The following is a 24,272-nucleotide window of genomic DNA, read 5'->3' as shown; positions in this document are numbered from 1 at the left end:
TCCGAATCGTGGGAGCCTTAAACGGCGCCCAGTCTTTGGCACTCTCGTGCCCGTGGAGGAGCCGTCCACAGCATCAACAGCCGACATCAATCGATCACCTCGTCTGCTTGGGCGACGATAGAAGGTGGAATGGTGATGCCAAGCGCTCTTGCCGTAGCGAGATTTACGATCAACTCAAACTTGGTTGGCTGTTGAACCGGAAGATCGGCGGGCTTGATGGCATTCAGAATTTTATCCACATAGCCCGCAGCTCGCCGTAAGAGATCAAGCCGGCCGGGCCCATAGGCCATTAGGCAGCCAACCGCGAGATCTTCTCTCGACCCGAACATTGTTGGCAATCCACTCTTCAAAGCAAGGCTTCCCAGAACCTTTCGATGTTCGGAAAATCTGGCATCCGGCAGGACTAGAAGTGCGTCAGTACCTGCTTCAACCATTCTTCTGAAGGCACTTTCAAAATCATCGGGTCCCTGCACTTCAATTGCTTGAAGCTGGATGTTCAGCAGTTCTGCCGTCCTCTTTGCTTCTGTGACCAGGGGCGGGAGCCCACAATTGTTCGGAAACCACAGAACTGCCACACGCGATATTTTGCGACCGATCTCCTGCAACAGCTGGAGCTGTTTGCCGACTATCTCAGGCGAAATATAGTAGCTTAGACCTGTTGCGTTTCCTCCGGGCCTTGCGAGGCTGGCAACAAGTCCAAGTTCAACGGGTGCCGCAACGGTGGCGAAGACGATTGGGATCTTTTCGGTGGCTTTTTTAGCCGAGAGAGCAGCTGGCGTCGTCGGAGCAAACAGAAGATCTACCGGCAACCGAACCAACTCGGTTGCAAGCACGTCGAGCTGTTCATGTTGTCCGTTTGCAAAACGATACTCAATGATGAGAGACTTCCCAAGCACGTAGCCGAGCTCACGAAGTCCTGTTTCGAAAGCATCAGCGCCGCGAGCGCCTTCAGAGGCAGACGCAACAGCCAAGTATCCAATACGGGCAATCTTGGCGGGCGACCGCTGCGCTCGTGCGGCAAGCGGCCAGGTCGCCCCTGCGCCACCAATGAATGTGATGAAATCTCGCCGTCGCATACTTTGTCCAGAGACCGCATCTGCAACTGAGATCACCCTAGCATCTTGTAAAATCTGGGGTTAGCGACAAATGGCCCCCTTATCGTGCCTCACCAAGCCCGGATGCGCGCTTAGGGTCATTCGCGTCGGTTCGCCGGTAGCTCGACGACTTCCGGTCTACTCACCGCTCCGGACACTTCGCTGTAGCGCACAAACTGGAGCAGTGAGCCCACATGCGAACGCAGCAGCTCGCAAGCTTCTTGGTCTCTAGTCTGCGGTGGTGCTCGTCCGGATCGCTGCACACCAATTCAAGCCAAACCGCCAGACGTGCAGGAACGCCCTCGTGGCCGCCGAGTTAAGCCGACAAATCACCTGTGAAGGAGACAGAGTCATGGCCCGCGCAACAGCCCATCCGGATCATCAATGCATCTCGAGCGAAGACATTCAAGGAACCGAGGTCTATGGAGCAGATGGAAAGAATATCGGCGAGATCGATCACCTCATCATCGACAAGGTGTCAGGCCGCGTGGCTTATGCCGTCATGAGCTTCGGCGGATTTGTTGGCTTGGGTCACAGCCACTACCCCATTCCCTGGGGCGCTCTGACGTATGATACATCGCTTGAGGGCTTCCGGACCAATATCACTGAGCAACAGCTGAGGGACGCGCCTGAGTTCAGCGATGACTCGTGGCAAGATCGAGACTGGGAAACCCGAACCCACCGGTACTATGGGACGCCCACCTACTGGGAAGCGCGAGGTGGCCTATAACGCCAGGCGGATTGGCGAATGTTCAATCATGAGTGCCAGCTGAATTGATCGGCGGGCCTACTTGGTTGGGTGCTGTCGGATTTGATCTGACCGACTGGCGCTGTCGCAAGATTTGGTGCTGATCTGCAAGGGAAGCCAACTTGAGGCAAAGCACCTTGCGGCGCGGCCTCTCGCGAGAGGGGCGCCGGCGCCGGGAGAGGCGCCCGAAGCTGGAAGGTCCGATCGAGGTTTCCGTGGATTTTCACGGCGATGCTCCCGAGAGGATTGCAGACGTCTTGAGAGGCGCCGGCGCAAAGTCCGAACCAAGTCGCGGCAATCGTGCCGAGCAAGCGGCGTGGCTCCAGCATACGCGCACGCCCACGCTGACCCGGTCCTGAAGACGTGGAACCCGTCGAGCGTTCAGAGCGTTTAGACGCGAATGCGATTGGCGAGGTCCACCTGCTTCAGAGTTCATCGACCCTGATCCCCGGCGACACCGTCTGGCGGCGGTGCGAAGCGCGGCGCGTGGCGGTTTTGAACGATGCTGCCGCTTATTTCGCGGCCCTGCGGCAAGCTCTGCTGGAAGCGCAAGACCTCGTCTACATCATCGGATGGGACATCCATAGCCAGACCAGGCTGGTCGGAGAGTCCGGGCGAGCGGATGATGGCTTGCCGGAACAGCTTGGCCCATTCCTGCGTGCACTCGTTCACCGCCGCCCCGCGTTGCGGATCAACATTCTCGTCTGGGATTTCGTCTCCTTTTACGCCTCGGAAAGGGAATGGAATTCCGCGACAAAATTTACCGCCGGAACAGATGGCCGCGTCCGGTTTCATTTCGATTCCACACTTCCGTTCGGTTCGGCGCAACACCAGAAGATCGTCTGTGTCGACGGTTCACTGGCGTTTGTTGGCGGGCTCGATCTGACGATCAGGCGCTGGGACACGAGCGATCATTGCGCCGATCACGCGTTGCGTCGCGACCCGCAGGGTAAGCCATACCTGCCGTTTCACGATGTCCAGTGCATGGTCGAGGGAGACGCTGCGGCGTGGCTGTTCGACCTCGCGCAGGGACGCTGGCGCGCGGCAGGCCAACAGATTGAGGATCAGTGCGCGCTGAAGAGCATCCGCTGGCCAGCGACCGTGCCGGTCGAAGCTGAGCACGTGCCGGTGGGTATCGCGAGGACCGATGTGGTCTGTCCTGCAGGTTCGACGATCAGGGAGGTCGAACGCTCCATGATTGCAGCGATCCGGTCCGCGACGAGCTTCGTCTACATCGAAAATCAGTTCACCAGCGCCATCAAGATCGCGCGTGAATTGGCGGAGCAGATGCTTCGCGTGCCTTCGGTTCGGGTTCTGGTCGTCGCTCCAAAGCTGCATTCCTCGTGGCTGGAATCCCAAGCCATGCAGAATGGCCGCGGTGCCTTCATCGATTACTTCAATGCGGCTGGAGTGGCGGATCGTATCCGCTTCGTCTACCCGGTCTCACGCAGTGGGGATACTGAAGCGGCGGTGATGGTGCACAGCAAGCTCATGATCATCGACGATCGGATATTGAGAATCGGCTCGGCTAATTTGAACAACCGCTCGATGGGCGCCGATAGCGAATGTGACCTGATTTTTGAAGCTGCATCCGACCAGCACCGGGATTTCGTTGCTTCGGTTCGCCATCGCCTGATCGCGCATTTCTGTGGTCTCGACGAACAGGCTGTCACGCAAAACGAGGATCGTCTTTTTGCCCTCCTGGATGACGTGTCGAGAACAGATGGAACGAAGACGCTGCGGGACGTGGAGTCCTCGGTCCTGACAAGTACTCTGGCCACAATGGTTCAGCCGGTGGCGGACCCCGAGCTGCCTCTTCATCTGGAGCGGGCGGCATCTCGCATGTGGCGCACGAAGACGCTGATCGGAATCGCATCGATAGCCGTGGCGCTTGTGGGACTGGCGATGGCTTGGTCGTACACGTCCTTGAGCGATCTCGCCGATGCCGGCCGGATTTCGACGTTACTGTCTGCCTACTCTCAGTCCGTCTGGGGGCCGGCATTCGCGATCGCGGCGTTTGTCGTCGGCGGGCTGGCCGTGTTTCCGGTTCTCGTGCTCATTGCAGCAACCGCTGCCGCACTTGGACCGTGGCTGGGTTTCGTCACCGCATTGGCTGGCGTCTTGCTCAGCGCCTGCATCCTTTTCGTGATCGGACGGGGACTTGGCCGGGAACGCCTCCAGCAGTTGCTCGGCCGACGCGCAGCGCGCATCCAGGAGCGTGTCGTAGGCAAGGGCGTTCTAGCTGTCGTCATCATCCGCATGATTCCGATAGCACCATTCTCGCTGGTGAATGTCGTGGCTGGTGCGAGCACGCTGCCGCTTCGCGACTTCCTGGTCGGAACCCTGCTGGGCATGACGCCCGGGATTCTCGCAATGGCGGTTCTGGGGGCTCAGATCGCAGATTTGGCGAGGAATGCGTCCTGGAGCAGCATATTGCTGTTGGCGCTGGCGTTTCTGGGTTGGCTTGGGGTCTGCGCGGGCGCGCAATTCGTCGCGGCCTGGCTCGCCGGGAGACGCTGATGGCGGCTATTCGTTTCATGACGTGGAATGTGCACGGCACGTTCAATCTCAATCCGAAGTTCGATCTGGAGGGTGTTTGCTCCATCATTCGCAAGTGGGCTCCCGATGTCGTCGCGCTCCAGGAGGTGGATTCGCGATCGCGGTCAGACGATCCATTCGCGAAGCTGGCGAGCGTCGTCGGCGATCACCGCGTTCACGCCAAGTCGATTGTCACCGAGGATGGCGACTACGGTCAGATGCTCCTGAGCCGCTTTCCGTTCTCCCGAGTGCCCGAGATCGTCGATGTGTCGTATCGCGAGCGGGAGCCGCGTAGAGCGATTGCCACGGGATTGCTGACACCTGCCGGCGATGTGTGCGTGGTGGCTACGCATCTCGGCTTGAGCATCCACGAGCGTCATGCGCAAGCTCAGGCCCTGGTCAGCCTGGTGAAACCTGGAAGGACCGTCGTCCTCGGCGATTTCAACGACTGGTTCTGGGTCAAATCGGTGCGGCGCGTGCTCGCGCAAGTCTGCCCACACCGGACGCGGCTGCGAACTTTCCCGTCGCGCCTGCCCATTTTCCGGTTTGACCGGATCTATGCAACGCCCGACAGCCGGCTCGGGAAAGTCTGGACCGACCGAGAGGCAAGAGCCTATTCAGACCATTTGCCCGTCATTGCGGACCTCGAGGTCTAGTAGTTGCTGCCGACCGGAGCTGATCTTCGCGCTCGCCTGTTGCCGTTGCGTCCGTGAAGAGGAGCCTGATCGGCCTCTTGACGAATTTCCGAAGATGGTAGAATGCCACTGTTTTGCCCGACGGGTCAACGGGCTTTTGCGCGAGTGCAAAAAGGCATGTTTCAGAACGACTTAGCTACTGTGCATGGGGTTGTTTCGAGAATCTCGTTCAGCGGAACTCTTTCCTCGCCTCTGCGTTGTCTTGCCATGACTGAAGACGTTTCCTTCCGACGCAAGCCCTTGAGTCCCGAGCAGCGCCAGGCGCGCGACGCCGTACGCCGGATCGAGGCGGAAAAAGCCATGCGCGATCATGAAGAGGCGCAGAAGGCGTTTTACGCCAACCGGGAACGGCTGAGGGCCGAACGGCTCGCGCGCGAAGCGGCAGCGGCAAAGGACTGACCATCCGGGGAGGGGGACGCGCCAAGTCCCTCAATCGACGTCCCATCAATGACCGTCCGACTGATGCCGGTGCCTAGTGCCGGTTGGATGCGCGCGTTGCGGTCAAGGCGAGCTTGAGCGCCTGGACGGCGCTAGCGAAAGAACGGCGGGGCGCTTGTGCCTCGATCGCTTCGGCCGCCATACGACAATCGTCGGCGACCTTGAGCAACCCGCTTCGCGCGAGGTCCATGGTGGAGAGGGCGGCCTGCTCTAGGCAGACCCGTTCAAGCCGTCGAAACTCCCGCAGTTCCTTGTTCATGCGTCAGCTCTCGATGTCCCCCTGCGCTCATGCAGCGCTGAGTCTGTTTAACGAATAGTAAAGATCTCTGCCTAGCCGAATTGGCTGGCGCGGAGCTGGTGCGTGCCGCGCGCCCGCCGGCCTGCGCCGCGGTCGGGCTTGACGCCGTTTGCCTTCCGGGTGGAAGCTTCAAATGATCCTAAACTGACGACAACCACGGAGACGTTCGCTCTCGGCAAGTCCAGTCCTCACAAGCAAATCCTATTGGAGCTGACCATGACCACGTTCGACAAGCGCGAGCAGGGCTTCGAAGCCAAATTCGCTCACGACGAGGAGCTCATGTTCAAGGCAGCGGCCCGGTCCAACAAGCTGCTCGGGCTCTGGGCCGCGGGCCAGCTGGGGCTCAGCGGCGATGCCGCGGCAAGCTACGCGACGGCGCTGGTGACGGACAATCTGGAGAGCCGGACGATCGACGAGGTCGTGGGCAAGGTGTCAGGCGATCTCGCTGGCAAGGGCGTCACACGCGAGCAGGTCGCACGGAAGCTTCAGGAATGCCTGCACCAGGCCATGCACCAGATCGAGGCGGACACGTAAGGCGGCTCGATCCCGCGCCTCACTCGGCGCGCCTGCGCATACCTGAATCGCTGAGCTTGTCCACGTAGGCAATGCCGACCGCCGAGACAATGAAGGTGATGTGGATCAGCACCTGCCACATCACGCCAGTCTCGGTGAAGTCGGTGCGGTTCGAGCCGAGATTGCCGGCCTCGATGAAGGTGCGCAGCAGCGCGATCGAGGAGATGCCGATGATCGCCATGGCGAGCTTGATCTTCAGGACGCTCGCATTGACATGGCCGAGCCATTCCGGCTCGTCCGGATGGCCCTGGAGCTCGAGGCGCGAGACAAACGTCTCGTAGCCGCCGACGATGACCATCACGAGCAGGTTGGAGATCATCACGACGTCGATCAGCGCCAGCACGCTCATCATGATCTGTTGCTCGGTGAGGTCGAGCGCGTGCCAGGAGAGATGCCAGAGCTCCTTGAGGAAGAGCGCGATGTAGACGCATTGCGCCACGATCAGCCCGAGATAGAGCGGCAGTTGCAGCCAGCGCGAGCCGAAGATGATCATCGGGAGCAGGCCCAGGCGCGGCGGGGCCAGGCGGGGTTCGGTCCTGGGTGGCTCAACCGACATTCAGGCAGCATCCTCGCTGGCAAGGCGATCTCGCCTTCATGTACCCCGGCAAGATGGCCGGCGGAAGACGCGATGCGCTTGTTGCCTTCGGCGGATCGTGCCTCTCAGGGGGGCGGCAGCTTCGTGCCTGGGCGAGGCCCGCGACAGCTTCTATCGCCGCTCGCTGTTGGGCCTGCGCAAAGCGGCGCGCGATTCGGGAGTTCGCAGGACGTTGGCTATTTCTGGCTTGGCAGCCCGACCGGCACATGCGGGGAGGTGCTGATGACCCGGGCGCTTCCGTCGGGATAGGTGCGGTCGCCGCGGATCAGGGATTCCAGAACCAGGAAAAATTTCTCGGCAAGCATTTGCGTCACCTTCGTTGGTGAGGGCCTCTTGAAATGAGTCGAGGCGTCGAACGCGGAAATTCAATCAACTAAATGAGAGCCGGGAAATCCAAAGCAGATCGCGTGCTGCATCGCGGTGTGGTTGTGGTCAAAGGAGGGAAAATGGTGGTCGTGCTCAGCCGAAGGCCAGCGCCATCAAGCTCGAGCAGAGCAGCACCAAACCGCCGGCGGTCAATGCCAGGAAGCCGTCCGATACCAAGTCATGGTTGCGCATGGGACACCTGCCGCTCTCGTCTTCAATGCTCGCTTGGATCGATTAAAATTGTCCAAACGTGCCGTCTTGAAAGAGGTGATGCTTGCCGTCCGCGCGAATGCCGTCAGGCCCTCGTGCGGTAACCTTCGAACGCATGGGCCAGGAAGATCCCCGCGCTTACCAGACCCATCAGTGCCGAAACCGTCTCGATCATCGTTAAATTCCAAATCCCGCCCTTGCATGCGAGAAAACGCGTGCGGCCTTGCACAGTCAAAAGAATTCCAGTGAAGGCGGCGACAATGGGGGTGGAGTGAGGATTTGGCGCAACAGAATGTCCAGCAGTGGCACAGAGCAAGCTTCCCGCGCTCCGTAGATCAACGGGGAGAGGCGAACGACCCGTTTACCATGCCGGCGTGATCACCGCGGGCTCCCCATTTCCGCCGTGTTCGGGTTGCGTTATCGTTACCGCTTCCGGCGCGGTGGTGGGCCGCTCGGACTAAAGGACCGGATAGCGCTCCCCGTAATTGAAACGGGTTGGGAACGCCTCCGGCGAAGTGGTATTTGGGGCGCATGGGGATCCGACGGTCAGATTCGGTTTTACGGGCCGCGCGCGGTGTTGCGGCGGTCGCAACCTGCCTCGCGCTTGCCAATTGCGCCTCCTCCAACAAGTTTGCCGGCCGGGTTGATCCCAAATATGGCGTGTCCTCGAGCCCCCGGGTCGTGGCCTTCGGGGATCCGGTCCCGAAGGGCGGCGGCACCTACCGCGTCGGCAAGCCCTATGTGGTGGCGGGCCGGACCTATGTGCCGGAGGAGGACGTCAACTACCGCGCCGAGGGCATGGCATCCTGGTACGGCGACGATTTCCATGGTCGCCTGACCGCAAACGGCGAAGTGTTCGACATGACCTCGCTGACGGCGGCGCATCCGACCCTGCCGATGCCGTCCTATGCGCGGGTCACCAACGTCTCCAACGGCAAATCGCTGATCGTGCGCGTCAACGACCGCGGCCCCTACCACGGCAACCGGCTCATCGACGTCTCGAACAAAGCCGCAGAACTCCTTGAATTCAAAGGCAATGGCGTCGCCAAGGTCCGTGTCGAATATGTCGGCCGCGCGCCGCTCGAAGGCTCGGACGACCGGCAGTTGATGGCGACCTTGCGCACCGGGATTCCGGCGCCGTCGCCCTCGATGGTCCGGGTCGCTTCGGCCAGGCCGTTTGTGCCGGAGCTGCCGTCGTCGAACCGCAGCGCCATTCGCGGCGAGGTTCCGATGCCGGAAGGGCGCCCCTACAATCTCGGTAACACCTCTGCCGACATGGCCTCGCTCAATGCGACCTCGGAGATGTCGGCCTCGAGCCGTAGCCGGGGCCGGGCGCTCCCGAACGCGCGCGCCGTGTCCTATGACGCGGATGGCCGCTATGCGGTCGAGAACGCTCCCTCATCGGCCGACGGTGCTGCCGAGGCCCGGAGCATCCTGAGTGGTCGCGGCCTATACTGAGCTTGGAAAATCCGGCCAGCGACGTGGCCCTCGGGCTACGGCTCAGAACGGGATGCGCGCGCGTCCCGCGAACGTCCAGATCTGTGTGTTGCCACCGATGCCGCCGAGCTCGGCGCCGAAGCCGACCGTGGCGCCGGCTGCGAGCCTTGCAACCGACCCAGGCCTTGATCTGGTGCATCGCCTATGCGGGCATCTTTCCGAGCTTCAGTAACGCGCAGGCATGATCCGCGACGGCTCGCCGTTCGACGTTGTTCCGAACGAGCCGGGTGTGCGACTGCGGCCAGGCAATCCCTCTGACGCGTCGTTCACGCGGCAGCTCTTCCGCGAGGTCCGGGGCTAGCAATTCATCGCCGCAGGACTGTCCGGGCCGATCCTCGAGCAGATCGTCGAACAACAATTCCGCAGTCAGGCGGCCGGCTATGCCGCGCAATTTCCGAACGCGATCTCGTTGATCGTCACACGAGACGGGGACGCGATCGGCCGGCTGTTGCTTCATTGCAAGAGCGAGCGCTGGCACATCATCGATATTGCGCTGCTGCCGGCCGAGTGCGGTCGCGGCGTCGGGACCAGGATCATCGAAGCTCGCGCATCGCAGGGGAACGTCATCGCACTTACACTCTCGGTGCTCGCGACCAATGCGGCGGCACGCCGGTTCTATCTGCGGCAGGGATTTGCCGAGGTCGGGCAGGCGGGGGGCTCCCACATCGCAATGAGGAAGGATCTCGCCTAGCGCGCAGCTGCGTCGCGCAGGAACTTCAGCAGCGCAGCGTTGACCTCATCGGGCCGCTCCTGTTGCACCCAATGGCCGGCACCCTCGATGATCAGTTTTTGCGTCAGGTTGGGCAGCACGCGCTCGAGTTCGTTGATGCGCTTGGCGCCGATCAGGCCGGTGATGACGGCGTCTTTCGAGCCGGCAATGAACAACGACGGCTGATGGATCTGCGCATCCTGCCACGGCGCCGTCAGCTCCCAATTGCGGTCGATGTTGCGATACCAGTTCAGCCCGCCGCGAAAGCCGGACTTGCGGAAGGCCTCGCTGAAATAGGCCAGATCAGTCTCGCTCAGCCAGCCCGGCAGCGGCTCTTCTGGGCTGCCGTGGCCGAGAAAACCCTTGCCGTCCTGCACGAACATCGCAGCGGTGGGATCGGCAAGTCCGCGGCCGCCGAGCACGATGCGCATGGTGCGGGCGACGTCTTGCTCGAGCTCGGCTTCGGCGATGCCGGGCGTCTGGAAATACTGCCAGTAGAAATTGCTGATGCCGCCCTGACGCAGCAGGTCGAGCGGCTTGCCGCGGCCGCGGAAGGGCGGCGGCACGCTGAGGCCCGCCACGGCCGTGAAGATGTCGGGCCGGAACAGCGCCGCGTGCCAGGCGACCGGCGCCCCCCAGTCGTGGCCGACCACCATCGCCTTGCTCTCGCCGAGCGCCTGCACGAGGCCAACGATGTCGCCGACGGTGTCGAAGATCGAATAGGCGGTCACATCAGGCGGCGCCGCGCTCTGGCCGTAGCCGCGCATGTCGGGGGCGATGACGTGGAAACCGGCGTCCGCGAGCGCCGTGATCTGGTGACGCCAGGAGTAGGAGAGTTCCGGCCAGCCATGGCACAGCACCACCAGTGGACCCTGACCGGCTTCGCGGACGAACAGGTCGATGCCGTTGGCCTTGATCACACGCGTGGACAACATCGCTTTTCCGCCTTGTTTCAGGGGTTTGCTTGAGAAATATCAGGTGCCACGATAGGGGTGCGGCGAGAATCGTGCAATCTCGGGTTCTGGCGGCCAGCCTCGTGTTGTTCGCGCCGGTTCCTGCTGTTAGAACGCCGCTCTCAGGGCTTGGCCATGGAATTTCGTGTTTTTCCGCTTCGTCGCAGCCGGTTCTCCGCCGGAGCGCTGGTGCGCGGGCTAATTGCGGCCGTTCTGGTGGCGGTCGTCGGCTGGGGCGGAGCGCTCTACGCCGCCAATCAGAGCATTCAGGGCGTCAAGAAAGCGGAAGACTCCGGCTTTGACGGCGACGCGCCCACGGCGATCCTGATCGAGGCCTCCAGCGGCAGCGTGCTGTTCGAGAAGAACGCCGACGAGCTGCGTGCGCCCTCCAGCATGATGAAGCTGATGACGGCGGAAGTCGTCTTCAATGCGATCAAGAAGGGCGACATCAAGCTGACCGACGAATACCGGATCAGCGAGAACGCCTGGCGCCGGGGCGGCGCGCCCTCCGGTGGTTCGACCATGTTCGCCGCCATCAACAGCAAGGTCTCGGTCGATGATCTCCTGCATGGGGCGATCATCCAGAGCGGCAACGATGCCTGTATCGCGCTTTCCGAAGCCATGGCGGGCAACGAGCGGATTTTCGCGGCCGACTTCATGACCAAGCGCGCGCGGGAACTCGGCCTCACCAGATCGACCTTCGCCAATTCCAGCGGTCTGCCAGATCCCGGCAACAAGATGACGGTGCGCGAGCTCGGCATCCTCGCCCGGCACATCATTCTCGACTTTCCCGAATTCTACAAACTGTTCGGCGAGAAGGAGTTCACCTGGAACAAGATCCGCCAGCCCAACCGCAATCCGCTGCTCAATTCGATGGAAGGCGCCGACGGCCTCAAAACCGGCTACACCAAGGAAGGCGGCTACGGCATGGTCGGCTCGGCGGTGCAGAACGGCACGCGACTGATCGTCGTCGTCAATGGTCTGGAAGATCCTGAGGATCGCGCCACGGAAGCCAAGAAGATGCTGGAATGGGGCTTTCGCAACTTCGAGACCCGGACGCTGATCGCGGCCGATCAGCAGGTGGGTTATGCCAAGGTGTTCGGTGGGGAGAGTCGCTCGGTCAAGCTCGTCGCCAAGACGCCCGTGAAGGTGATGGTGCACAAGAACGGCAGCGACAAGCTGATCGCGCGGATCGTCTATAGCGGACCGGTGCGTGCGCCGATCGAGGCTGGCCAGAGGGTCGGCGTGGTCAGGGTCTGGCGCAGCGGCAACATCGCGGTGGAGACGCCGGTTTATGCCGCCGAGGCTGTTGGCACCGGCTCGACGGTGCGCCGCGCCATCGACGGCGCCAGCGAGCTCGTCATCGGCACGTTCCGTGCAGGCGCCGAGAAGCTCTGATCATGAGTGAGAACGCGCCACAGCGCCCGTCCGGACGCGGACGTTTCATCACCTTTGAAGGCGGCGAGGGGACGGGCAAGTCGACCCAGATCAAGAAGCTCGCCGACCGGCTCAAGGCGGCCAGGATGCGCACCCTCGTCACGCGCGAGCCCGGCGGCTCGCCGGGTGCCGAGATCATGCGCCATCTGGTGCTGTCGGGGATGGGCAAGCTGCTCGGGCCCGAAGCCGAAACGCTGCTGTTCGCCGCTGCCCGCGACGATCATGTCCGCACCGTGATCCTACCCGCGCTCAATCGGGGCGCCTGGGTGTTATGCGACCGCTTCGCGGACTCGACGCGGGTCTATCAGGGCAGTCTTGGTCGGGTGCCTGTGGGCCTGATCAACGCGATGCAGCGGGTCACGATCGGCGATCTCAAGCCGGACCTCACGATCATCCTCGACCTGCCGGTGGAGATCGGATTGCAGCGCGCCGCCGTGCGCCGCGGCAGCGGTACGCCCGACCGCTTCGAGGGCGAGAAGCTCAGCTTCCATGAGGGGCTGCGCGAGGCCTATCGCACGATCGCTGCAGAAGAGCCCGCGCGCTGCGTCCTGATCGACGCCAATTCTGATCCTGATACGGTTGCCGGACGCGTCTGGGCCGCGCTGCGCGACCGTCTGCTTCCGACACCTGCCTCGGTGGTCTCAGCATGAGCCCCCGTCAGGTCGAGCGCGAGACCGCCATTGCGCATCCGCGCGAGACATCGAAGCTGTTCGGCCATCGCGAGGCCGAGACGGCGCTTCTCGCCGCCTATCGCAGCGGGCGTATCCCGCATGCCTGGCTGATCGGGGGGCCGCAAGGCATCGGCAAGGCGACGCTGGCCTATCGCATGGCGCGTTTCGTGCTTGCCCACGGCCAGCCGCTGGCGGGCGTCGTGCAGGGCGCCGAAGACCTCGCGATCGATCCGGACGATGCCGTGGCGCGGCAGGTTGCGGCGAGCTCGCATGGTGGCTTGCTGACGCTGGAGCGCACCGTCAACGACCGCGGCGTGATGCGCACCGTGATCACCGTGGACGAGACGCGCGAGACGATCGGCTTCTTCGGCTCGACCGCTGCGGCCGAAGGATGGCGAATCTGCGTCGTCGACACCGTCGACGAGCTCAATCCGAACGCGGCCAACGCGCTGCTGAAAATTCTCGAGGAACCGCCGCAGCAATCGCTGTTCCTGCTGGTGAGCCACGCGCCGGCACGCGTGCTCGCCACGATCCAGTCGCGTTGCCGCAAGCTGCGACTGCGCCCGCTCGGCACGGACGATGTGATCGGCGCCGCTGCTTCGGCCGCTCACCTCGATCCGAACGACCCGGCGCTGCGCGAGGCTGCGGAAGCCTCCGAGGGCAGCGTCGCACGGGCGCTGACGCTGCTCGGCGGTGACGCGCTCAAACTCCAGCAGCGCACGGCGGCGCTGCTCGCGCGCCTGCCGCAGGTCGATCCGCGCGAATTGCACACGCTCGGCGATTCGCTTCCCACCAACGACCGCGTTGCGCTCGCGGCCTTCATCGACGGCATCGATCGCTGGATCGCCGAACGCCTGCATGCGGACGAAGCCAATGCCAACCAGAACCTGCCGCGCCTTGCGCGCCTAGCTGAGGTATGGGAAAAGATCGTCCGCGCCGCGCGCGACACCGAAACCTACAATCTGGAGCGAAAGCCCTTGGTATTCTCGGTGTTCGGCTGGCTGGCGGACGCAACGCGCTAGAGCATGATACGGAAAAGTGCGCAGCGGTTTTCCGAGAAGATCATGCTCAAATCAACAACCTAACGCAGGTTCGTTTCCGAATTTTAGAGAAGCCGGTAAAGGAATTCGTCGTGGCAACGCGAGCTAAGAAAACCGCTAAGGGCAAGAGCAGCAAGAAGACTGCGAAGAAAGCCGTCAAGAAAGCCGCGAAGAAGGCTGTGAAGGCGCTTGCACGCAAAGCTGCCAAGAAGGGCAAAAAGACCAAGAAGGCTGCTGCAAGGAAGGGCGTGAAGAAGAGCGCCGCCAGGACGGTAAAGAAGGCCAGCAAGAAAGCTGCAAAGAAGCAGGTCTCCGCCAAGAAGGCCTCGAAGAAGACGGCTGCCAAAAAGCCAGCCAAGGCCCCGACGAAGAAGGTCGCGAAAAAGGCAGCTGCACCTGCTGTGGTCGCCGCGCCGGCTCCTGTTGCGACGCCGCCGAAAATCGCGAAGCCCAAAGTGTCAAAACCCAAGGCGCCGCCTGCACCGAAACCCGTCGCGGCTCCGCAAGCCGCAGCGCCCGTTGCCGCGCCAGCGCGCGACAACGTCTTCTACATCACGACCGCGATCGCCTATCCCAACGGCAGTCCGCATATCGGTCACGCCTATGAGGCCATCGCGACCGACGTGCTGGCGCGCTTTGCGCGGCTCGACGGCAAGGACGTGTTCTTCCTGACCGGCACCGACGAGCACGGTCAGAAGATGGTTCAGACCGCACAGAACGAGGGCCTGACACCGGCCGCGCTCGCCACCCGCAATGCCGGCCGCTTCAAAGAGATGGACGAGCGGCTGAATGTGTCGTTCGACCGATTCATTCGTACCACCGAGGAGCAGCATCATCGCTCCAGCCAGGAAATCTGGCGGCGTATGGAAGCGAATGGCGACATCTATGCCGATATCTATGCCGGCTGGTACTCGGTCCGTGACGAAGCCTACTACGCCGAGGACGAGACGCGCCTGAACGACGACGGCGCGCGCCTTGGGCCGCAGGGCACGCCGGTCGAGTGGGTCGAGGAGAAGAGCTACTTCTTCCGCCTGTCGGCCTATCAGGACAAGCTTCTGAAGCTTTACACGGACCATCCCGATTTCATCGGACCGGACTCCCGCAAGAACGAGGTGGTGAGCTTCGTCAAGGGGGGGCTGCGCGATCTCTCGATCTCGCGCACCACGTTCGACTGGGGCGTCAAGGTGCCCGGCGACGAAGAGCACGTGATGTATGTGTGGGTCGACGCACTGACCAACTACATCACCGGTGTCGGCTTCCCCGACGAGGGCGACGAGGACTGGCGCTATTGGCCGGCCGATGTGCACATCATCGGCAAGGATATCATCCGCTTCCATGCGGTGTACTGGCCGGCGTTCCTGCTGTCAGCCGGAATCCCGCTACCGAAGCGGGTCTATGCCCATGGCTTCCTGTTCAGCAGGGGCGAGAAGATGTCGAAGTCGGTCGGCAACGTCGTCGATCCCTTCAACCTCGCCGACCAGTACGGCGTCGACCAGATGCGCTATTTCTTCCTGCGCGAGGTACCGTTCGGCCAGGACGGCAATTACAATCACGAGGCCATCGTTGCGCGCATCAATGCCGATCTCGCCAACGATCTCGGCAACCTCGCGCAGCGCTCGCTGTCGATGATCGCCAAGCAGCTCGGCGGCGTGCTGCCGGAGCCCGGCGAGTTCAGCGACAACGACAAGGCGATCTTGGCGATGGCTGATGGCATGCTTGCGGCGTCGCGTGAGGCAATGGCGACGCAGCAGATACATCACTGGCTCAACGCCGTATGGGCCGTGGTCGCGGAGGCCAACCGCTATTTTGCGGGCGAAGCGCCGTGGGCGCTGGCCAAGACCGATCCTGCCAGACAGAAAACGGTGCTCTATGTCACTGCCGAAGTCGTGCGCCAGATCGCGATCCTGGCCCAGCCGGCGATGCCAACCGCTTCGGGATTGCTGCTCGACAGCCTTGGCATCCCCGCGGGCGAGCGCAGCTTCGCCATGCTCGGCGGTACCAAGCGCATCGCGTCCGGCTCGACGCTGCCGGCGCCGACGCCGGCGTTCCCGCGCTATATCGAACCGGCGGCCTGAGGCGTTCGCGCGATGCTGGTCGACAGCCACTGCCATCTGGATTTTCCAGACTTTGCGGAAGACCTCGACGGGATCGTGTCGCGCGCGCGTGCGGCCGGCATCGGCCGCATGGTCACGATCTCGACGCGGGTGCGAAAGCTCAATCAGCTTCTGGCCATCGCTGAGCGCTTCGACGACATCTATTGTTCGGTCGGCACCCATCCGCACAACGCGGACGAAGAGGACGGCATCGCGCCGGACGAGCTGATTGCGCTGACGGAGCATCCCAAAGTGGTCGCGCTCGGCGAAGCCGGGCTCGACTATTTCTACGACAACGGCGCGCCGGAGGCGCAGGCGAGGGGCTTTCGTGCTCACATCGCTGCCGCGCGCGCCACAGGCCTGCCGCTGGTGATTCACACCCGTGAGGCAGACGAGGATTGCGGCCGCATCCTGGAGGAGGAGGCTGCCAAGGGATCGTTTCGGGCCGTGCTGCATTGTTACACGGGCGGGCGCGAGCTGGCGCTGAAGGCGGTGTCGCTCGGGCTCTATGTCGGCTTCACCGGCATCCTGACCTTCAAGAAGTCGGAGGCTCTGCGCGCGCTTGCGGCCGAACTGCCGCCTGACTGTATTCTGGTCGAAACAGACTCGCCCTATCTTGCGCCGGGCAAGTTTCGGGGCAAACGCAACGAGCCGGCCTATGTGGTCGAGGTGGCAAAAGTGCTGGCTGAAGCGCGCGGTGTATCGTTTGACGAGATCTCACGCCAGACCACCGAAAATTTCTTCCGCCTGTTCTCCAAGGTGAAAGCTTGAGGTTGGACGCCGCATGACGCTGACGCTGACGATCCTGGGCTGCGGCTCCTCCGCCGGCGTGCCGCGCCCGGCGCTCGGCTGGGGTGCCTGCGATCCCAACAATCCAAAAAACCGCCGCCGCCGCTGCTCGCTGCTGGTCGAGCAGACCTCAAGCCACGGCACCACGCGCATCGTGATCGACACCTCGCCCGATCTGCGCGAGCAGCTGATCGACACCAATGTCGATCACATCGATGCGGTGTTCCTCACGCATGAGCATGCCGACCAGACCCATGGCATGGACGATCTGCGCTCGGTCGTGCTCCACATGCGCAAGCGCATTCCGGTCTATTTCAACCAGTCGACCGCCAAGGACATCATGGCGCGGTTTTCCTACTGCTTCATCTCGCCAGAGGGCAGCGACTATCCGCCGATCCTGCACCGGCATTCGATCGAGGCGGGCGAGAGCCAGACCATCAGCGGCAAGGGCGGGGACGTCACCATGACGGCCTTTCTGGTCGAGCACGGCAAGATCCCTGCGCTCGGCTATCGCATCGGCAACGCCGCCTACACGCCCGATCTCAACGACATCCCGCGGGAGAGCTGGAGTGCGCTGGAAAATCTCGATCTCTGGATCGTCGACGGCTTGCGCTACACCAGCCATTCCAGCCATTTCAGCATCAACGAGGCGCTGTCCTGGATCGAGCGCTTCAAGCCGAAGCGTGCGGTCATCACCAACATGACCGCCGACGTCGATTACGAGGTGATCCGGCAATCGCTGCCCGCGGGCGTGGTCCCGGCCTATGACGGGCTGCGGCTGGAGACGCACTGAACCTGCGGTAGAAATTCCGCTGGCAGCCGGCATACTCCTTGCTTGCGCGGGCCCCATCATGTTGATCTAACGTCTGGAAGACAGGCGCAGGGCAGGGCGATATTCAAGCAGGGCCGGCGAGCGTAACGTGCGCTCGCAGGGCCGGTCGGATCGCCTCGTGTGAGGATGGGGATCGCGTTGGCAGGGGACAATGTAGCAACGGGGGGACTGGTGCGACGCACTCTCGATCTCCTCTATCTCGGTGCCGGCTACGCCGCGGGCGTCTTCCTGGTTGCGATCTTTGCAATCATGATGATCATGTCGGTCGGGCGCCAGTTCGCGATCAACATTCCCGCCGGCGATGATTTCGCCTCCTGGTGCATGGCCGCGATGGCCTTCCTCGGCCTTGCCCACACCTTCAAGCGCGGCGAGATGATCCGTGTCGGCCTTCTGCTGGAGCGTCTGCATGGACGGACCAAGCAGGCCGCGGAGATCGTGGCGCTCGGTATTGCCACTGCGTTCATTCTCTATTTCACCCGGCACGCGTTGCAGATGATGTATGATTCCTGGCGCTTCAACGACGTGGCGCAAGGCGTGGTCGCGCTGCCGCTGTGGATTCCTCAGCTCGGTTTTGCCGGCGGTCTCGTGATCCTATCGGTCGCCCTGATCGACGAGATGGTCAGCGTCATCGGCGGCAACCGACCGAGCTATGAGAAAGGCTCGCCCGACGAGACGCCGGACGAATTCATCGAGCGCATCTCGCAGGGCGGCGGGGGGTGATCATGGCAAATCTCGGCATGATCGAGCTGTCCTTCATCCTCCTCGGGGTCATGATCCTGCTGCTGGGAAGCGGCATCTGGATCGCGGTTTCGCTTGGCCTCGTCGGCTTCGTGGCGATGGCGCTGACCACCAGCCTGCCGCTCGGTTCAGTGCTCGCAACCACGACCTGGAGCGCCAGTTCTTCCTGGACGCTGGCGGCCTTGCCGCTGTTTATCTGGATGGGGGAGATCCTGTTCCGAACCAAACTCTCGGAGGAGATGTTTCGCGGCCTGTCGCCCTGGGTGCAGTGGCTGCCGGGACGGCTGACCCATGTCAACGTGATCGGCTGCGGCATCTTCGCAGCTGTGTCGGGCTCGTCGGCAGCGACCTGCGCGACCATCGGCAAGATCGCGCTGCCCGAGCTCGACAAGCGCGGTTACGACAAGGGCTTGAGCCTTGGCTCGCTCGCAGGCTCCGGCACGCTCGGCCTCTTGATCCCGCCGTCGATCCCGATGGTCGTCTACGCGGTGACGGCGAACGTGTCCGTGCTCCAGGTCTTCCTCGGCGGCTTCCTGCCGGGCGTGCTCGTGATGGTGCTCTATTCCGGCTACATCATCATCTGGTCGCTGCTGAACCCCAGCAAGATTCCGCCGCGAGATCCGCCGATGCCGTTCCGGCAGAAGCTGCGCGAGTCGGCGAGACTGGCGCCCTGCCTGCTGCTGATCCTCGCAGTCTTCCTCTCGCTCGTGCTGGGCTTTGCGACGGCGACGGAATGCGCCGCATGGGGTGTCTCGGGCGCGATCCTGCTGGCGTGGTGGAGCGGCACGCTCACGCGCAAGAACTTTCTCGAGAGCATCATGAGCGCGACGCGCCTGACCTGCATGATCATGCTGATCCTGGCAGGGGCGGCCTACACCACGGCCGCGATGGCCTATACGGGAATTCCGGCGGCGCTCGCCACCTGGGTCCAGGGCCAGCATCTGACGCCGGGCATGCTCGCGCTGTATCTGAGCATCATGTACATCATCCTGGGGTGCCTGATCGACGGCATCTCAATGATCGTCCTGACCGCGGTCATCGTGCTGCCGATGGTCAAGCAGGCCGGTCTCGATTTGGTCTGGTTCGGCGTCTACCTCATCATCCACGTCGAGATGGCGCAGATCACGCCGCCGGTCGGCTTCAATCTGTTCGTGCTCCAGAACATGAGCGGCCGCGATACCTTTACCGTGGCACGAGCGGCGTTCCCGTTCTTCGTGCTGCTGCTTGCCGCGGTGTTCATCATCACCGAATATCCGCAGATCGTGCTGTTCCTGCCCAAGCTCGCCTTTCCCGACTGATCGCGCTAGCTTTCCAATTCGAACGTGAGGAGAACCCCATGAAGTCTCGTTTCGTCCGTGCAGGCCTGATTGCCGGCGCCATGCTGGCCACAACGCCGGCCCTAGCCCAGACCAAATGGAATTTGCCGGCGGCGTATCCCGCCGACAATCCGCACTCGGAGAATCTGGTCGCTTTCGCCAAGGACGTCGAAGCCGCAACGGCCGGCAAGCTCCAGATCACGGTCCATCCGGGCGCTTCGCTGTTCAAGGCGCCCGACATCAAGCGCGCGGTCATGACCGGGCAGGCGCAGATAGGTGAGGTGCTGCTGTCGATCCACGAGAACGAAGACCCCGTCTTCGGCGTCGACGTCGTGCCGTTCCTCGCAACCAGCTTCCCCGACGCGATGAAGCTGTATCAGGCCTCCAAGCCCGCGATCACGAAGAAGCTCGATGCACAGGGTCTCAAGCTGCTGTTCGTCGTGCCGTGGGCGCCGCAGGGCGTCTACGTCAACAAGCCCCTGGCCACGGTCGAGGACATGAAGGGCCTGAAGTGGCGCGCCTACAATGTCGGAACGGCGCGTATCGGCGAACTCGTCGGTGCCCAGTCGGTCACGATCCAAGCGGCCGAACTGCCGCAGGCACTCGCGACCGGTGTCGTGAACTCTTTCATGTCGTCGGGTGGCACGGGCTACGATGCGAAGGCCTGGGAGTCGCTGAAATATTTCTACGACGTTCAGGCGTGGGTCCCGAAGGACTACACGTTCGTCAACAAGGCTGCGTTCGAGGCGCTCGACAAGCCTACGCAGGACGCCATCCTCAAGGCCGCCGCGACGGCGGAAACGCGCGGCTGGAAGGCCTGGGAGGACAAGGCCCAGTGGTACCTCGACCAGCTCAAGGCCAAGGGCATGGTGGTCGAGGCGCCGAGCCCGGCGCTGAAGGCCGGCTTCCAGAAGTTGGGCGAGCAGCTCACCGCCGACTGGCTCAAGAAGGCCGGTCCCGACGGCCAGGCCTTGATCGACGCCTACAAGAAGATGTGAATCGGAACAGACCTAGAAGCGCGGCGTCTATCCGCGCTTCTAGGTGAAGGCGCTCGCGACTGATGCTCGGCTCACGCCGAAATCGCCTTGGCCGAGCCCACCTGGTTGCGCAGCAGGAATTTCTGGATCTTGCCGGTGGACGTCTTGGGGATCGGTCCGAACACGATCGCCTTCGGCGTCTTGAAGCCGGTCAGATGCGTGCGGCAGAAGGCGATGATGTCGGCTTCGCTTGCGCTGGCGCCATCCTTCAGCTCGACGAAGGCGCAGGGCACTTCGCCCCATTTCGGATCCGGCTTTGCGACCACGGCCGCGAACAGCACGGCCGGGTGCTTGTAGAGGATGTCCTCGACCTCGACGGACGAGATGTTCTCGCCGCCGGAGATGATGATGTCCTTGGAGCGGTCCTTGATGATGACGTAGCCGTGCGCGTCGAGCACGCCGAGGTCGCCGGTGTGAAACCAGCCGCCTTCGAACGCTTCCTTCGTCGCCTTCTCGTTCTTGAGATAGCCCTTCATCACGATGTTGCCGCGGAACATGACCTCGCCGATGGTCTCGCCGTCGCGCGGCACCTCTCGCATCGTTTGCGGATCGATGACGGTGACGGCTTCCTCGAGCGGGTAGGGCACGCCCTGCCGCCGCTTCATGCTGGCGCGCTCGGCGGCGGGCAGATCGTCCCAGCCGGGCTGCTCGGCGCAGACGGAGGCGGGGCCGTAGACCTCGGTCAGACCATAGACATGGGTCAGCTTGATGCCGATGTTTTCTGCGCCTTCCAGCACCGCGACCGGCGGCGCAGCGCCGGCGATCAGGCCGACGACGCGGCGGGCGGCATCGCCTTTCGGTGCATCGGGCGCGTTGATCAGCGTATTGTAGACGATCGGCGCGCCGCACATGTGGGTGACGCCGTGCTGCGTGATCAACTCGAAGATCTTCGTCGGCTCGACCTTGCGCAGGCAGACGTTGATGCCCGCGGCCGCTGCGATGGTCCAAGGAAAGCACCAGCCGTTGCAGTGAAACATGGGCAGCGTCCAGAGATAGACCGGATGCTGGCCGAGATTGCCGGCGAGGATATTGCTGACGGCGTTGAGATACGCGCCGCGATGATGGGTGACGACACCCTTGGGATTGCCCGTGGTGCCCGAGGTGTAACTCAGCGCGATGGCGTCCCATTCGTCGCTTGGCGTGATCGCCGCGAAATCCGGATCGCCTTGCGCGACGGCGGCCTCATACTCGATCTCGCCGATGCGTGTGCCGCCCTTGAAGGCGGCGTCGTCGACATCGATCACGAACGGTTTGGGACCGGTCATCTGCGCGAGCGCGTCGCTGATGATGCCTGAAAACTCCGGGTCGACCAGGACGATCTTCGCGCCGCCATGGTCGAGCTGGAACGCGATCGAGGGCGCATCAAGGCGGATATTGAGCGCGTTGAGCACGGCGCCGGTCATCGGCACGGCAAAGTGCGCCTCGTTCATCGCCGGAATGTTCGGCAGCATCGCCGCCACGGTATCGCCGACGCCGATGCCTTTGCCAGCAAGCCAGGACGCAAAGCGCTTGCAGCGCTCATGCGTCTGGCGCCACGTGAAGCTGCGGCCTTCGTAGACCGTGCTGACGTGATCGGGATAGACGGCGGCGCTGCGCGCAAGGAAGCTCAACGGGCTCAGCGGCACGTAGTTGGCGGGGGACTTGTCGAGGCCGGTATTGTACTGGTTCTGCCGCTCGCTCATCGATACCTCCTCAAATCGCGTCAAAGGAATCCAATCGAGATCCAGGGGAAGATCGCGACGATGACCAATCCCGCCAGCAGCGCCAAGAGATAGCCCCAGATCGGCCTGATGCCTTCGGCCGGATCGACGCGTCCGATAGCGCAGGCGGCATAATAGCCGACGCCGAACGGCGGGGCGAACAACCCGATACCCATCGCCAGAATGATGATCATGGCGTAGTGCACCTCGTGCACCCCGACGAGGCGGGCGATCGGAAACAGCAGCGGACCGAACAGCACGATCGCCGGAATGCCCTCCAGCACGCTGCCGAGGATCACGAAGGCCAGGATCGAGACCGCGATGAAGCTGGCAGGCCCGCCGGGTAATCCGGTCATGGCTGAAGCCAGCGAGCGCGAGAAGCCTGATTGCGTCAGCCCCCATGCCATGCCGGTCGCCGTGCCGATGATCAGCAGGATCGCGCCGGACAGCGCCGCCGTCTCGACCAGCATCGGAAACAGCCGCCGCCAGTCGAAGCGGCGATAGACGAGGAGGCCGACCAGGGCGCCATAGACGATGCCGATGGTGGAGACCTCGGTGGCGGTCGCGATGCCCTCGACCACGGCGTAGCGGATCACGAAGGGCAGTGCCAGCGCGGGCAGGGCGATGACGAAGGTCTTGCCGATCTCGGATGCCTTGGCGCGGCGGACATGGCTCATGTCTTCGTGGCGGTAGCGCCACCACACCAGCATGCAGAGCGTGATCGCGAGCACCACGCCGGGAAGCAGGCCGCCGGTGAACAGGGCGGCAATCGACACGCCCGTGACCGATCCGATCGTGATCAGCACGAGGCTCGGCGGAATGGTCTCGGTCTGGGCGCCGGTCGCTGCGAGAAGCGCGACGAGGTCGCCGGGCTTGGCGCCGCGCTGCTTCATCTCCGGGAACAGCACGGGCGCGACCGCCGCCATGTCGGCGGCCTTGGCGCCGGAGATGCCGGAGACCAGGTACATCGCGCCGACCAGCACGTAGTGCAGTCCGCCGCGGACATGGCCGAGCAGGCTCGCCAGGAACGCCACCATGGCACGGGCCATGCCGGTCATCTCGATCAGCAGGCCCAGGAACACGAACAGCGGCACCGACAGCAGGATGAGGTGGCTCATGCCCTCGTCCATCCGCCCGACCAGCACCATGACCGGCGTGCGCGTGGTCAGCGCCAGATAGCCGAAGATGGCGAGGCCAAAGCCGAACGCAATGGGAACGCCGGCAAACACGCAGAAGCCGGCGACGCCGACGAAGAAGATGACGAGGTTGAAATTGCCGAGCGGCCGCAACAACGGCTCCGCCAGCCAGAACAGGCCGATCACGACGGCAACGGTGACGATCGCCGCCGCGACCATCCGGTAGTCGGCCGCGCGCAGCAGCCGAAGCAAGGCAAAGGCCGCCATCAGCCCGATGCCGGCCGGCAATGCGGCGGCGCGCCAGACGTTCGAGATCTGCAGCGCCGGGGTGGTGATGTAGCTTTCTTCATAGGCGTAGTCGCAGGACGGCCAGACGATCAGCGCCAGGAACGCCAACGCCGCGCAGGTCGCGACCAGATCGAGCCAGGCCCGCATCGCGGGCCGGGCGCTGGCGACGATCGCGGTCATGCGCATGTGCTCGGAGCGGCGAAACGCCACTGCGGCGCCGAGCATCGCCAGCCACAGGAACAAGATTGAGGCAAGCTCGTCCGACCAGATCAATGGCCGGTGCAGGCCGTAGCGCGCGACCACGCCAGCAAACAGGATCACGATCTCGGCGACGACGAGGATCGCCGCCGGGATCTCCACAGCGAGACCAAGCACGCGCTCCGTTGAGGCCAGCAACGAAGGTCGGCGAGGGGACTGAACCGCCACCTCGCCCGCTACGCCGGTCACTTCGAACTCGATATGAGCCATGACGGCCCCGATG

At 63.2% G+C, this 24,272-nt stretch carries 23 protein-coding genes; 16 read left to right on the top strand and 7 right to left on the bottom strand.

Going from position 1 to position 24,272, the window contains the following annotated elements; translation table 11 throughout:
• Positions 1-86: 86 nt before the first annotated feature.
• The gene (locus QSV46_RS29560; RefSeq protein WP_314959949.1) at positions 87-1,112 is read right to left on the bottom strand and encodes an ABC transporter substrate-binding protein; all 1,026 of its coding nucleotides are present in this window, start codon (positions 1,110-1,112) and stop codon (positions 87-89) included.
• Positions 1,113-1,446: 334 nt separating this feature from the next.
• Here QSV46_RS29560 and QSV46_RS29555 point away from each other — a divergent pair, with 334 nt between their 5' ends.
• The 4 genes from QSV46_RS29555 (at position 1,447) to QSV46_RS29540 (ending at position 5,474) form a co-directional block, all read left to right on the top strand.
• Complete coding sequence (locus QSV46_RS29555) at positions 1,447-1,824, top strand: PRC-barrel domain-containing protein (protein ID WP_314959947.1); 378 nt, start codon at positions 1,447-1,449, stop codon at positions 1,822-1,824.
• A 381-nt stretch (positions 1,825-2,205) separates the two neighbouring features.
• The gene (locus tag QSV46_RS29550; protein ID WP_314959944.1) at positions 2,206-4,362 is read left to right on the top strand and encodes a VTT domain-containing protein; all 2,157 of its coding nucleotides are present in this window, start codon (positions 2,206-2,208) and stop codon (positions 4,360-4,362) included.
• Entirely contained in the window at positions 4,302-5,036 is a 735-nt protein-coding gene (locus QSV46_RS29545; RefSeq protein WP_314959941.1) for an endonuclease/exonuclease/phosphatase family protein, read from the top strand. The genes QSV46_RS29550 and QSV46_RS29545 overlap by 61 nt, the downstream gene beginning before the upstream one ends.
• Before the next feature lie 246 nt (positions 5,037-5,282).
• Entirely contained in the window at positions 5,283-5,474 is a 192-nt protein-coding gene (locus QSV46_RS29540) for a hypothetical protein (RefSeq protein ID WP_314959967.1), read from the top strand.
• Positions 5,475-5,547: 73 nt separating this feature from the next.
• On the opposite strand, the gene QSV46_RS29535 is transcribed toward QSV46_RS29540, so the two are convergent.
• Positions 5,548-5,772: a hypothetical protein gene (locus QSV46_RS29535; protein WP_314959939.1), complete on the bottom strand. Its 225-nt coding sequence runs from the start codon at positions 5,770-5,772 to the stop codon at positions 5,548-5,550.
• A gap of 255 nt (positions 5,773-6,027) precedes the next feature.
• On the opposite strand from QSV46_RS29535, the gene QSV46_RS29530 reads away from it, so the two are divergent.
• Entirely contained in the window at positions 6,028-6,345 is a 318-nt protein-coding gene (locus QSV46_RS29530) for a DUF1476 domain-containing protein (protein WP_314959936.1), read from the top strand.
• A gap of 19 nt (positions 6,346-6,364) precedes the next feature.
• On the opposite strand, the gene QSV46_RS29525 is transcribed toward QSV46_RS29530, so the two are convergent.
• Positions 6,365-6,940 carry a TIGR00645 family protein gene (locus QSV46_RS29525; RefSeq protein WP_314959935.1) on the bottom strand — a complete coding sequence of 192 codons (576 nt, stop codon included), beginning with the start codon at positions 6,938-6,940 and terminating at the stop codon, positions 6,365-6,367.
• 215 nt (positions 6,941-7,155) lie between these two features.
• Complete coding sequence (locus QSV46_RS29520; protein ID WP_314959932.1) at positions 7,156-7,284, bottom strand: hypothetical protein; 129 nt, start codon at positions 7,282-7,284, stop codon at positions 7,156-7,158.
• 802 nt (positions 7,285-8,086) lie between these two features.
• Between QSV46_RS29520 and QSV46_RS29515 the strand changes: the two genes are divergently transcribed.
• Together QSV46_RS29515 and QSV46_RS29510 are read left to right on the top strand one after the other, a co-directional pair.
• The gene (locus QSV46_RS29515) at positions 8,087-9,013 is read left to right on the top strand and encodes a septal ring lytic transglycosylase RlpA family protein (protein ID WP_314959931.1); all 927 of its coding nucleotides are present in this window, start codon (positions 8,087-8,089) and stop codon (positions 9,011-9,013) included.
• A gap of 346 nt (positions 9,014-9,359) precedes the next feature.
• On the top strand, positions 9,360-9,743 hold the full coding sequence (locus QSV46_RS29510) for a GNAT family N-acetyltransferase (protein ID WP_314959965.1): 384 nt from the start codon (positions 9,360-9,362) through the stop codon (positions 9,741-9,743).
• On the opposite strand, the gene QSV46_RS29505 is transcribed toward QSV46_RS29510, so the two are convergent.
• Positions 9,740-10,696 carry an alpha/beta hydrolase gene (locus tag QSV46_RS29505; RefSeq protein ID WP_314959929.1) on the bottom strand — a complete coding sequence of 319 codons (957 nt, stop codon included), beginning with the start codon at positions 10,694-10,696 and terminating at the stop codon, positions 9,740-9,742. The two genes, QSV46_RS29510 and QSV46_RS29505, sit on opposite strands and share 4 nt — an antisense overlap.
• Positions 10,697-10,849: 153 nt before the next feature.
• Between QSV46_RS29505 and QSV46_RS29500 the strand changes: the two genes are divergently transcribed.
• The 9 genes from QSV46_RS29500 to QSV46_RS29460 all read left to right on the top strand — a co-directional run bounded on the left by QSV46_RS29500 (position 10,850) and on the right by QSV46_RS29460 (position 20,628).
• A complete protein-coding gene (locus QSV46_RS29500) occupies positions 10,850-12,112 on the top strand; it encodes a D-alanyl-D-alanine carboxypeptidase family protein (protein WP_314959927.1) in 1,263 nt (420 codons plus the stop codon).
• 2 nt (positions 12,113-12,114) lie between these two features.
• The gene (gene tmk / locus QSV46_RS29495) at positions 12,115-12,801 is read left to right on the top strand and encodes a dTMP kinase (protein ID WP_314959925.1); all 687 of its coding nucleotides are present in this window, start codon (positions 12,115-12,117) and stop codon (positions 12,799-12,801) included.
• The gene (locus tag QSV46_RS29490) at positions 12,798-13,844 is read left to right on the top strand and encodes a DNA polymerase III subunit delta' (protein ID WP_314959923.1); all 1,047 of its coding nucleotides are present in this window, start codon (positions 12,798-12,800) and stop codon (positions 13,842-13,844) included. Before tmk ends, QSV46_RS29490 begins: the two co-directional genes overlap by 4 nt.
• Positions 13,845-13,954: 110 nt before the next feature.
• Positions 13,955-15,937, top strand: a complete 1,983-nt coding sequence (gene metG, locus QSV46_RS29485) for a methionine--tRNA ligase (RefSeq protein ID WP_314959921.1) — start codon at positions 13,955-13,957, stop codon at positions 15,935-15,937.
• A 12-nt stretch (positions 15,938-15,949) separates the two neighbouring features.
• Entirely contained in the window at positions 15,950-16,726 is a 777-nt protein-coding gene (locus tag QSV46_RS29480; protein ID WP_314959920.1) for a TatD family hydrolase, read from the top strand.
• 13 nt (positions 16,727-16,739) lie between these two features.
• Positions 16,740-17,537, top strand: coding sequence for an MBL fold metallo-hydrolase (locus QSV46_RS29475; RefSeq protein ID WP_314959917.1), 798 nt, complete (start codon positions 16,740-16,742; stop codon positions 17,535-17,537).
• A gap of 165 nt (positions 17,538-17,702) precedes the next feature.
• Positions 17,703-18,296, top strand: coding sequence for a TRAP transporter small permease (locus tag QSV46_RS29470; RefSeq protein ID WP_314959915.1), 594 nt, complete (start codon positions 17,703-17,705; stop codon positions 18,294-18,296).
• Between the two features lie 2 nt (positions 18,297-18,298).
• On the top strand, positions 18,299-19,612 hold the full coding sequence (locus QSV46_RS29465) for a TRAP transporter large permease subunit (RefSeq protein WP_314959913.1): 1,314 nt from the start codon (positions 18,299-18,301) through the stop codon (positions 19,610-19,612).
• A 38-nt stretch (positions 19,613-19,650) separates the two neighbouring features.
• Positions 19,651-20,628: a TRAP transporter substrate-binding protein gene (locus QSV46_RS29460; RefSeq protein WP_314959911.1), complete on the top strand. Its 978-nt coding sequence runs from the start codon at positions 19,651-19,653 to the stop codon at positions 20,626-20,628.
• Positions 20,629-20,699: 71 nt separating this feature from the next.
• On the opposite strand, the gene QSV46_RS29455 is transcribed toward QSV46_RS29460, so the two are convergent.
• Both QSV46_RS29455 and QSV46_RS29450 read right to left on the bottom strand, forming a co-directional pair.
• Entirely contained in the window at positions 20,700-22,349 is a 1,650-nt protein-coding gene (locus QSV46_RS29455) for an acyl-CoA synthetase (protein ID WP_314959908.1), read from the bottom strand.
• Positions 22,350-22,369: 20 nt separating this feature from the next.
• Entirely contained in the window at positions 22,370-24,259 is a 1,890-nt protein-coding gene (locus tag QSV46_RS29450; protein WP_314959904.1) for a TRAP transporter large permease subunit, read from the bottom strand.
• Between the last annotated feature and the right edge of the window lie 13 nt (positions 24,260-24,272).

It is taken from the genome of Bradyrhizobium cosmicum, assembly GCF_032290525.1.
Classification (GTDB): domain Bacteria; phylum Pseudomonadota; class Alphaproteobacteria; order Rhizobiales; family Xanthobacteraceae; genus Bradyrhizobium; species Bradyrhizobium cosmicum_A.
Note: the sequence above shows the minus strand (reverse complement) of the source record. Positions and strands in the feature narration are given on the sequence as shown.